The following is a 10,400-nucleotide window of genomic DNA, read 5'->3' as shown; positions in this document are numbered from 1 at the left end:
CTGCGTCCACGATCTTCGAATCATGGTTGCCCATGGATTCAGAATCCTCAGTCAATTACAACTGTAATGCTAGGCTTGGGCCCTCTCTGCATTCGGAATATCTTTTTAGGAGGATTCAATGACGAGAGATTTGCCACGACGTGATTTTCTCAAAGGTTCAGCCGCGCTCGCCGGCATTGCGGCCGCCGGTGGATTTTCCTGCATCGAGATCGCCAGTGCGGCACCGATCGAGGTGCCGACCGTCGACAGACTGTCGATCCGCGTATTGGTCGACAGCAGCTACGACATGTTCTTCCGCCCGAAACAGGCAAACGGCGTATCGATCGCGCCGCCAGCGCGAAGCGCGGACTTCCGCAAGTCACTGCACAACGAATGGGGCCTGTCGCTGTGGCTGGAATCGCAGGCCGCGGGCACCCAGCGCACGCTGATGCTGGACTACGGCTACACGCCCGACGTGCTCATCAACAATATGGAGCTGGTCGGCGTCGAGCCGTCGAAGCTCGATGCGCTGATCGTCAGCCACGGGCATTACGATCATTTCGGCGGCCTGATCGGCTTCCTGGATAAATTCCGCGACAAGCTCCCCGCCGACGTGAAGCTCTACGCCGGCGGCGAGGACAATTTCTGCCACCGCGTCAACGCGACGCCGACCAAGGGCCAGTTCACCGATTTCGGCGCGCTCGACCGCCGCCAGCTTGCGGCGCACAAGGTCACGACCGTTCTCTGCGAAACGCCGACGGTGATCGCCGGACATGCGTTCACGACGGGCAAGATCACGCGCCGCAGCATTGGGCGTATCCTGCCGCAGACCTGGGTCGAGTTCGGCATGAAGGACGGGCTCGGCTGCAATGCCAGCCATTATTTGCCGGCCGAGATGGAAGGCAAGATCGTCCCGGACGAGCACATCCACGAGCACGCGACCTGCTTCAACGTGAAAGACAAGGGGCTCGTGGTGATCAGCTCCTGCGGCCATGTCGGCATCGTCAATTCGGTGAAGCAGGCGCAGGAGGTCTCAGGCATCCAGAAGGTGCATGCCGTCGTCGGCGGCTTCCATCTCGGACCGGCGCCGAAAGACTACCTCACCGAGGTCGTGGCCGAGATCAAGAAACTCGAGCCTGATGTCGTGGTACCCATGCATTGCAGCGGACTGAACTTCGTCCAGGAAGCCAGCGCGCAGATGGGCGACAAGGTGCTCGTCACCACGACGGGCAGCCGCCTCTCCTTCGGCGCATGATCCTGCGGGCCGCCAGCAGCGCCGGCATCGGCCTGTGGCTGATGCTGGCGCCTGTGCTTGCGCCCGCCTGCGCGGGCGATGCACCCGCGCGATCGGCGGCTGAGGTCATGGACATCCTGATGTGGAACCGGGAGCCGGTCGGCGGGCCGTTCGAGCTCGTCGACCACGCCGGCCGCATCCGCACCGAGCGCGACTTCCGCGGACGGCTGATGCTGGTCTATTTCGGCTTCACCTCTTGCCCCGATGTCTGCCCCACTGATCTGCAGGCGATCGGGCTTGCGATGGACAGGCTCGGCAGCGATGCGGACAATGTGCAGCCGCTATTCATCACGGTCGATCCCGAGCGCGACACGCCGCAGCATCTGGCGGACTATGTGCCGCTGTTTCATCCGCGCCTGATCGGATTGACCGGGAGCCTTGACGCGATCCGCAAGGCAGCGGACGCCTACAAGGTCTACAGCGCCAAGGTGCCGCTCGGGAAAGACCGCGGCGACTACACCGTCGACCACACCGCCTTCATCTATCTGATGGACCGCGACGGCGGCTATCTCGGCTTCTTCCCGCCGGGCACTTCGGCCGACCGCATGGTCGAGATCATCCGTCCGCACCTCGCCAAGTAGAGCGTTTGCCACTGCGCTGTTGTGCGGCACCAAGCCAGCTCAGCCAGCGCGGCCGTGGTCGCGCAGGAATCGTTCGCCACTTTCGGTGACGATCACCCGCAAACCCTCGACCGTGGGGCGGCGCACGACATAGCCGCGGTCGACGGCGTCTTCCCAGATCGTCAGCCGCGGGCAGGAGGTACGCCAGGTCTCGATGACTTCCGCGTAAGGCCGCGGCTCGCGCGCGATCCATTCGACGAGATCGAGAACCAACGCATCCGTCGCCTCCGTCATCGGACTTCCTCCGTCAATGCGCCATCGCGCTGTTACGCGCGACGAGCAGCCAGCCGCCATAGAGGATGTAATAGCTCGCGACCGTCGTGATCAGCCGGTTCGCCCAGGTGCGAAACTGCGCGTCGCTCATCGCTTCCAGGATCCGGCGCGCCAGCGTGGTGCCGAGCATCGAGGCCGCCACAGCCACGCCCGCCAGCACCGGATCGAGCGTCGCGGCCTGGTCGATGATGCCGCCGAAATAGATCAGCTTGGTGAAATGGCTCGCGACCTGGCAGGTCGCCTTGGTCGCGACCACCTCGCGGCGGCCGAAATTGCCGCCGAGGAAAAACGTGTCCATCAGCGGGCCGGAGACGCCGGTCATCAGCATCAGCCCCATGCAGACCGAGCCGTAGAACGTGCCCTGCCAGATGCTGTCGGGATTCGGCTTTATTCCCTTCGGCATCAGCCGTGCCATGAACGGGGTGACGCCGAGCAGCAGCAGCGCGATCGGCTTGTCCGGCACGTAGCGCGTCGCCGACCAGATCGCCAGCGCCACGCCGCAGCCGATCAGGTAGACCGCGACCGGCCGCCAGCGGATATGCGCCCGCCACAGCAACGCGCGCCAGCCGTTCGAGGCCATCTGCGTGATCGCGTGCAGCACCATCGCTGAGGGCAGCGGCAGGATGGTGAGCAGCACGCCGATCAGGATCAGCCCGCCGGCCATGCCGAACAGGCCCGACAGGAACGCTGTCGCGACCATCAGCACGCCAAGGGCTGCAATCACAAGCGGGCTCATCGTGTTTCCGCCTGATGAAAGTTTGTGCCCCGCTTGGACACGCGGGGCAAACTGAGTTATCTCCTCCTGGCATCAGTTTTCCTGAGGGTGATGGCTTGCGGCGGCTGCTCTTTCTCAACGGCATCAAGGCATTCGAGGCGGCGGCGCGCACCGGCAGCTTTGCCGCCGCGGGCGCCGAGCTCAACGTCACGGCGGCCGCGATCAGCCGGATGGTGCATCTGTTGGAGGAACGGCTCGGGGTGGCGCTGTTCGAGCGCAAGGCCAACCGCCTCGTCACCACGGCGGCCGGCCGCTTCTACCAGAGCGGCTTGACGCCGATCTTCGATGCGCTGGCGAGCCTGACGGCACAGGTCACTGCGCCCGCGAGCGTCCGCGTCCTGACCATCGGCGTCGGGCCGACGTTTGCGATGAAATGGCTGATCCCGCGGCTCGCCGATTTCCAGAAGCAAGAGCCGGAGATCGAGGTGCGCATCACCACCGGCGGCGCCGCGGCGCCGGAACCGTTCAGCGACGACTGGAGCTGCGGCATCAAACTCGGCGACGGCGACTGGCCGGGGCTGGTGGCCGAGCCGCTGTTCGCCGCCGATCTGTTGCCGGTATGCGCGCCGCGACTGGCGAGCCAGCTCAAGCGCGCAAGCGACCTGAAGGGGAGAAGCCTGCTTCGGGTGGCGCACTCGCCGGACGATTGGCCGATGTGGCTGAAGGCCGCGGGCGTCATCAGGATCACAGCGCGCGGGCCCGAGTTCGAATTTTACGGCCAGGCGCTGCAGGCGGCCGTCGACGGCCTCGGGGTGGCGATGGGAATCCGGCCCTATATCGACGACGACCTCGCCGCAGGACGGCTGGTTGCGCCGTTCGAGCTCAGCGTGCCGAAGGGCATGCGCTGGTACCTCGTCTATCACGGCTTCCGCACCGGTCAGCGCGACTTCGCCGCCTTCCGCCGCTGGATCATCCGCGCCGCGGCCGAGCCCGCCGCGCGCGGCAAGGGGCAGCGATCGCTGATGAGGGAAGAGACGTGACGATCACATTGTCGCAGCCCCACCGGCTGGACAGCGTGACCAAGGACTGGCAATAATAAACAATTATCGGTTGCATTTATATTTGACCGCTCCGGCGGTCGCATTGATGGAAAACGCCATGTCCAAAGGCAGAGTTTTCCTGATCGCTTTCGCATTGCTGATCTCATCCGCTCGGGCACCCGATGCCCAGCCATCCGAAAGGCCGATCGGCATTCTGCTGGCCGTCGGCGACATCGCGAGCTGTCATCATGATCCGACGCGAAACGGCAAGGCAACGGCCGAGCTGATCAAGCGCGAGATAGCGAGCGCCAAGGCGATTGAGTACCATTATGCGTTCCAGGATTTGGAGACCGAAGATGATTGCGGCTGTAACGAAAGATTCTTGCGCAGTGTGATCTAGTTCACAAAGTTCACCGCCAGCGGCGTGCTTTGGTCCCGGCGGGAAAACCTGGGATCGCAGGCATGATTTACGGCGCCTTTGAGATCAACTCATTTGAGGCAGGGAAGGGGCTATGGCACGCCAGGATTCAACGAGCCGATCGCGAGCCGGTCGTCATCGATGGCATCTCGTTTCCGACACTCGAGCTCGGCTTTGCGTGGTCCGATCCGGATGCGGCGATCGCCCACGCGAAAGCGCAGATCGACCGCTACAGCCGGCGCTATGGGGTGACCTCAACCGGGCCGTCGCCGATTTCGCGCTAGTCGGCGCCGCCGTGCCGCGCTGTGAAGCCGAGCCGGCACCGGCACTTCCGCCCGCCCGGCTGTTCCTGAACAATTGCCCCGAATGCGACGCCGAGCTCGCCCTGCTCCGCGTCATCCCCGGCCGGGCCGAATACTGGGCCATGCGCTGCACTGGCTGCGGCGGGATTCATCTCAACATCGTCGAGAACACTTCGTCCGTCTGCTGACAGCTCGCTTCACCTCGCCCCGCCCTTCGCGGAAAGAAGAGAGGCGTGGCGGGGCCAGCGGCAGCGCGACACCTCCCCTTGAAAAGGGGAGGTCGGCTTGCGCTTCAGCGCAAGCCGGGTGGGGATCATCTCTCTCCACACGAACAGTGTGACTCGCGGCTAACCCCCATCCCAACCTTCCCCCTTTCAGGGGGAAGGAGCCGCAGCGCCGGGCGGCGCGGCAATTGCGATGCTCGCAAGCGGAGACAGTCGCTGCGCCAAATCCGGACTCTCCCGCAAGCGGGAGAGGCGAACGGAGGCACCGCATGCGCCAAACAATCTCCAGCAGTTCCGCGGCTGCTGACACCTGCTGACAGAGCAGGCCCCCAGCCACGTTTGCCCTTTCATGCCGGCGGTTTCAGTCCCATATTCGCCCCATGGCGAAGAAACCTGACACTCCCAAAAAGCCCGGCAAATCCCCCAGATCCAAAGCACACCGGCCCGACGTCCTCCCAATCGCGCCGGCGCTCGCCGAACTCTTGAACCCCGCCATCAACCGCGGCGAAAGCGGCATCGGGTCGTCCACGGGCCTGCAGCCGCCGCCGGACAATTCCCGCGACCGCCGCGCCGGCGGCGAAGCCGCGGCGCACCGAGCGCGCGCCTCGACGCCGAAGGAATTTCCGAGCGATCGCTCGGTCGCACTGTCCCCTCCCCCGCTTGCGGGGCGCGACGAGCAAAGCTCGCGCGGTGAGGGTCAGGGAGAGGGTGTCTCCGCACGGCATGGCTTCGACGAAGCCCCGCAGGCCAATTACGGCACCGCTGCGACCGTGCCGACGCTCGATCCGGAACTGGCGCGGCAGCTCGGCCTGCCGACCGCGGAGGACGATGACGAGGCGCTGGCCCGCCCGCCGCGCAACAAGATGGAGGCGCTCGGGGTCAAGGCGACCGCCGAGGCGCTCGAGAACCTGATCCGCGAGGGCCGTCCCGAGTTCCGGAAAGACGACGGCTCGATGCGGGTGTGGACCCCGCACCGCCCGCCGCGCCCGGAAAAGTCCGAGGGCGGCGTCCGCTTCGAGCTCAAGTCCGACTATCAGCCGAGGGGCGACCAGCCGACCGCGATCGCCGAACTGGTCGAGGGCATTAACCGCAACGACCGCACCCAGGTGCTGCTCGGCGTCACCGGCTCCGGCAAGACCTACACCATGGCGCAGGTGATCGACGCCACCCAGCGTCCCGCCCTGATCCTGGCGCCGAACAAGACGCTGGCCGCGCAGCTCTATGGCGAGTTCAAGAATTTCTTCCCGGACAACGCCGTCGAATATTTCGTCTCCTATTACGACTACTACCAGCCCGAGGCCTATGTGCCGCGGACCGACACCTATATCGAGAAGGATTCCTCGATCAACGAGCAGATCGACCGCATGCGCCACGCCGCGACGCGCGCGCTGCTCGAGCGCGACGACGTCATCATCGTCGCCTCGGTGTCCTGCATCTACGGTATCGGCTCGGTCGAGACCTATACCGCGATGACGTTCGCGCTGAAGAAGGGCGAGCGCATCGACCAGCGGCAATTGATCGCCGACCTCGTCGCGCTGCAGTACAAGCGCACCTCGGCCGACTTTACCCGCGGCACCTTCCGCGTCCGCGGCGACGTCATCGACATCTTTCCGGCGCACTACGAGGATCGCGCCTGGCGCGTGAACCTGTTCGGCGACACCGTCGAGAACATCGAGGAGTTCGACCCGCTCACCGGCCACAAGCAGGACGAGCTCGAATTCATCAAGATCTACGCCAACTCGCACTATGTGACGCCACGGCCGACGCTGGTGCAGGCGATCAAGTCGATCAAATCAGAACTAAAGATGCGCCTCGACCAGCTCAACGACCAGGGCCGGCTGCTGGAGGCGCAGCGGCTGGAGCAGCGCACCACCTTCGATCTCGAGATGATGGAAGCGACCGGGAGCTGCGCCGGCATCGAGAACTATTCGCGCTACCTCACCGGGCGCCGCCCCGGCGAGCCGCCGCCGACACTGTTCGAATATGTGCCCGACAACGCGCTGGTGTTCGCCGACGAGAGCCACGTCTCCATCCCACAGATCGGCGGCATGTTCCGCGGCGACTTCCGCCGCAAGGCGACGCTGGCCGAATACGGCTTCCGCCTGCCCTCCTGCATGGACAACCGTCCGCTGCGGTTCGAGGAGTGGGATATGATGCGGCCGCAGACGGTCGCGGTCTCGGCCACGCCCAGCGGCTGGGAGCTCAACGAGAGCGGCGGCGTGTTTGTCGAACAGGTGATCCGCCCGACCGGGCTTATTGATCCTCCCGTAGACATTCGCCCGGCCCGCACCCAGGTCGACGACCTCGTCGGCGAGGTGCGCGCGACCGCGGCGGCGGGTTATCGCTCACTGATCACCGTGCTGACAAAGCGGATGGCGGAGGACCTCACCGAATATCTGCATGAGCAGGGCATCCGCGTCCGCTACATGCACAGTGACATCGACACCATCGAGCGCATCGAGATCATCCGCGACCTCCGCCTCGGCGCATTCGACGCGCTGGTCGGCATCAACCTGCTGCGCGAGGGTCTCGACATTCCCGAATGCGCGCTGGTCGCGATTCTCGATGCCGACAAGGAAGGTTTCCTGCGCAGCGAGACCTCGCTGATCCAGACCATCGGCCGCGCCGCGCGCAACGTCGACGGCAAGGTGATCCTCTATGCCGACAGCATGACCGGCTCGATGGAGCGCGCGATCGCCGAGACCAACCGCCGCCGCGAAAAGCAGATGGAATACAACGCCGCCAACGGCATCACGCCGGAGAGCGTGAAGAAGTCGATCGGCGATATCCTCAACTCCGTCTACGAGCGCGACCACGTGCTGGTCGAGGTCAGCGAAGGCAGCGTGACCGACGACGTGATCTCGATCGGCCACAATTTCGAGGCCGTGCTTGCCGATCTCGAAACAAGGATGCGCGAAGCCGCAGCCGACCTGAACTTCGAGGAAGCCGCCCGCCTGCGCGACGAGGTCAAGCGCCTCCGCGCCACGGAGCTTGCCGTCGTCGACGATCCCACCGCCAAGCAGCGCACCGTGCAAGGCAAGGCCGGCGCCTATGCCGGCACGAGGAAATACGGCGACGCCGCCAACCTGCCAGTGAGCGCGATGAAGAAGCGCGGCGCCTCTACCGCGATCAAGGCCAGCGGCAGCTCCGGATCAAAAGTCCACAAGCCCCATCTCGACGAAATGCACGGCCCGGAATCGCTGCCCTACCGCCCGAACCCCGATGCCAAGCCAGCAAAGCCATTCGGCAACACCAGCCGGATCATCCAGCCGACCGACTCGCGGCAGTCCGGCCCGGAGTTCGGGCCGTCGCCGAGATCGAGCGGCGGGCTGCCGGGGCGACGGGGCGGGTGGAAGAAACGGTAAACGGTGACGCGCGCCGAGCTTCACGCCTTCTTGCGGAAGCGTCGGCTCGCGGTGGTCAGCACGATCGGAGCCGCGTCGCCACAGGCGGCCGTGGTCGGCATAGCCGTCACCGACGCGCTCGAAATCATCTTCGATACGCTCACAACCTCGCGCAAATACGCCAACCTTCGCGCCAACCCGCGCGTCGCGCTGGTGATCGGCTGGGACGCCGAGCAGACCGAACAATATGAGGGCATCGCCGACCTGCCTGCTGGCGCTGATCTCGACGCCTGCAAGCAGACCTATTTTGCAAGTTGGCCCGACGGCCGCGAACGCGAACAATGGCCCGACATCGCCTACGTCCGCATCCGCCCGCGCTGGGTGCGATACAGCGATTTTGCGGTGACGCCGCCGCGGATCGAGGAGATGAGGATGGCGTGAGCGGATGGCACGGTGGCTGCACTCAGAGCGCTGGCAATTCGTGCGGGTTCCAGTACGCTGGCCTGATGAAACTTGGCTTCGAAGAATCCCAATCCGCGTATACCAGCGGCTCGCAAAACGCCCGTAAATGGACCGAAGCCTGGGTCAGCGCATGGGCATATTGCCCCCACTGCGGCAACGTGAAGATGTCGCAATTTCCAAACAACAGCCCACTTGCCGATTTCCTTTGCCAATCGTGCAACGAGGAATTCGAGCTCAAGAGCCAGAAAGGCAAGTTCGGGGAGAAAGTGGCAGATGGCGCCTACAAGACGAAATGCGAGCGTCTGGCAGCAAGCAATAACCCCAATCTGCTGCTGATGAACTACGACTTGAAGTCGCTCGCGGTCGTCAATCTCTTCATCGTGCCAAGGCATTTCTTTGTCCGCGATATCATCGAAGAGCGGAAGCCATTGGCTGCTACCGCGCGGCGCGCTGGCTGGATTGGATCGAACATCTTGCTTGGGCGCGTCCCAGAGTCCGGTAAGATCCATATCGTGCAGAATGGCGTCATCCGCGATAAGGAACTGGTCCTTCAGGAATGGCAGAAGACGCTATTCCTGAGAAACGAATCGCTGGAAGCGCGGGGCTGGCTGCTTGATGTTATGAGATGTGTCGATTCACTCGGTAAACGTGAATTCACGCTCGATGAGGTCTACGCCTTTGACCGACATCTTGGCGACCTCTATCCCGGAAACCAGAACGTCAGACCGAAGATACGCCAGCAGCTTCAATACCTGCGTGATCGCGGATTTATCGAATTCGTCTCCCGCGGCAACTACCGCCTGACGTCGTGAGGGTTCTCCATGGCCTGGTTCCTTAACTTCTACCAATGCGACCGTTGCAGGAGGAGATGGAGCGACGAATGGTCCTGCACGTGCGACGACGAGTGCCCACACTGCGGCGCGCGAGATATGTCGCCTCTTAAAAGCGAGGACCTGACCGAATTGGTCGAGCAGGAGGGCAATGAATTCGTTGTGCTTCGCTCTCCGAACACGGCGGAACACGATCCCGACTACCGCGAACTTGGCCGGTTTCCAACGCGAGCTAAAGCAGAGGAATTCCTGGCTTCGATCGAATCCGCGTGATCCATCGTTCCGGAAGCCGCGCAAGCGGCTGTCCGGAACGACGAGAGAGATCACCGTCGATCGGCGGCTACTCCCTGAAAGTAATAGTTGCGATTTGCGCCGTCATAAGCACCGGAATTCATGCAGCAGGCTTTGAAATCTGCGTCCGGAGCCGCAAGGGCAGAGATCGTTGCGGCCAAGCTTTTCGCTCAGCTCGACGTCACCGTGGATGACGCGCTGCCCGCGTTTGACATGGGTTTCCGAGGGGAGTGAATTCCGCCGCTTACGCGTGACGCTGAAAGCTGGGTAGGTTTTCGAGATCGCGATCTTTGCGCATGACGCCCTCCATTGGTTTGAAGTCGCGGCCTGTTGCCGCCGCGGGTGGTTAGCATAGCGCCTGTCATTACGAAAGCGACGTTAGCCGCTATCCGGAATCCGTGCATCCACCGGCGCGCGTTGTGAACTGCTTCGCTGCGCACGCAAGGGCAATCTGCATCAAGCAGGCGCGACAAAGTAACTCGACGGGCAAATCACCGAAACTCTGTCCAGTCCTGCAGCGAAAAACATTCCGCTTTCGCCGTCGGGCAAATCAGTGATTTAACTCCGCGCGTCTCACGGCGGATGAGGGGCGGGTCGCGATCGTCACG

The 10,400-nt window shown here is 63.8% G+C and carries 13 protein-coding genes; 10 read left to right on the top strand and 3 right to left on the bottom strand.

What is annotated here, in order from left to right; translation table 11 throughout:
- The first annotated feature begins 118 nt into the window (after positions 1–118).
- Positions 119–1,234, top strand: a complete 1,116-nt coding sequence (locus AAFX91_RS34170) for an MBL fold metallo-hydrolase (RefSeq protein WP_394569498.1) — start codon at positions 119–121, stop codon at positions 1,232–1,234.
- Positions 1,231–1,854: an SCO family protein gene (locus AAFX91_RS34165; RefSeq protein ID WP_394569497.1), complete on the top strand. Its 624-nt coding sequence runs from the start codon at positions 1,231–1,233 to the stop codon at positions 1,852–1,854. Before AAFX91_RS34170 ends, AAFX91_RS34165 begins: the two co-directional genes overlap by 4 nt.
- Before the next feature lie 39 nt (positions 1,855–1,893).
- Here the strand turns inward: AAFX91_RS34165 and AAFX91_RS34160 are convergent, their stop codons facing one another.
- Both AAFX91_RS34160 and AAFX91_RS34155 read right to left on the bottom strand, forming a co-directional pair.
- Positions 1,894–2,127 carry a hypothetical protein gene (locus AAFX91_RS34160; protein WP_394569496.1) on the bottom strand — a complete coding sequence of 78 codons (234 nt, stop codon included), beginning with the start codon at positions 2,125–2,127 and terminating at the stop codon, positions 1,894–1,896.
- 13 nt (positions 2,128–2,140) lie between these two features.
- Positions 2,141–2,902, bottom strand: a complete 762-nt coding sequence (locus AAFX91_RS34155; RefSeq protein WP_394569495.1) for a TSUP family transporter — start codon at positions 2,900–2,902, stop codon at positions 2,141–2,143.
- A 95-nt stretch (positions 2,903–2,997) separates the two neighbouring features.
- Between AAFX91_RS34155 and AAFX91_RS34150 the strand changes: the two genes are divergently transcribed.
- From AAFX91_RS34150 to AAFX91_RS34115, 8 genes are all read left to right on the top strand, one after another.
- Positions 2,998–3,921, top strand: coding sequence for a LysR substrate-binding domain-containing protein (locus AAFX91_RS34150; RefSeq protein WP_394569494.1), 924 nt, complete (start codon positions 2,998–3,000; stop codon positions 3,919–3,921).
- A gap of 106 nt (positions 3,922–4,027) precedes the next feature.
- The gene (locus tag AAFX91_RS34145; RefSeq protein WP_394569493.1) at positions 4,028–4,321 is read left to right on the top strand and encodes a hypothetical protein; all 294 of its coding nucleotides are present in this window, start codon (positions 4,028–4,030) and stop codon (positions 4,319–4,321) included.
- A 62-nt stretch (positions 4,322–4,383) separates the two neighbouring features.
- Complete coding sequence (locus AAFX91_RS34140; RefSeq protein ID WP_282532328.1) at positions 4,384–4,623, top strand: hypothetical protein; 240 nt, start codon at positions 4,384–4,386, stop codon at positions 4,621–4,623.
- An 11-nt stretch (positions 4,624–4,634) separates the two neighbouring features.
- Positions 4,635–4,829, top strand: a complete 195-nt coding sequence (locus AAFX91_RS34135) for a hypothetical protein (protein ID WP_282532342.1) — start codon at positions 4,635–4,637, stop codon at positions 4,827–4,829.
- 416 nt (positions 4,830–5,245) lie between these two features.
- Positions 5,246–8,230 (top strand): excinuclease ABC subunit UvrB, encoded by a 2,985-nt coding sequence (gene uvrB / locus AAFX91_RS34130; RefSeq protein ID WP_394569492.1) that lies wholly within the window; start codon positions 5,246–5,248, stop codon positions 8,228–8,230.
- A gap of 3 nt (positions 8,231–8,233) precedes the next feature.
- Positions 8,234–8,650, top strand: coding sequence for a pyridoxamine 5'-phosphate oxidase family protein (locus tag AAFX91_RS34125; protein ID WP_394569491.1), 417 nt, complete (start codon positions 8,234–8,236; stop codon positions 8,648–8,650).
- Positions 8,651–8,715: 65 nt separating this feature from the next.
- Positions 8,716–9,483: a DpnI domain-containing protein gene (locus AAFX91_RS34120; RefSeq protein ID WP_394569490.1), complete on the top strand. Its 768-nt coding sequence runs from the start codon at positions 8,716–8,718 to the stop codon at positions 9,481–9,483.
- A gap of 9 nt (positions 9,484–9,492) precedes the next feature.
- A complete protein-coding gene (locus AAFX91_RS34115; RefSeq protein ID WP_394569489.1) occupies positions 9,493–9,774 on the top strand; it encodes a hypothetical protein in 282 nt (93 codons plus the stop codon).
- 102 nt (positions 9,775–9,876) lie between these two features.
- On the opposite strand, the gene AAFX91_RS34110 is transcribed toward AAFX91_RS34115, so the two are convergent.
- Complete coding sequence (locus tag AAFX91_RS34110; protein WP_394569499.1) at positions 9,877–9,966, bottom strand: SEC-C metal-binding domain-containing protein; 90 nt, start codon at positions 9,964–9,966, stop codon at positions 9,877–9,879.
- Positions 9,967–10,400: the final 434 nt, after the last annotated feature.

The organism is Bradyrhizobium sp. 31Argb (genome assembly GCF_043638955.1).
Classification (GTDB): domain Bacteria; phylum Pseudomonadota; class Alphaproteobacteria; order Rhizobiales; family Xanthobacteraceae; genus Bradyrhizobium.
Note: the sequence above shows the minus strand (reverse complement) of the source record. Positions and strands in the feature narration are given on the sequence as shown.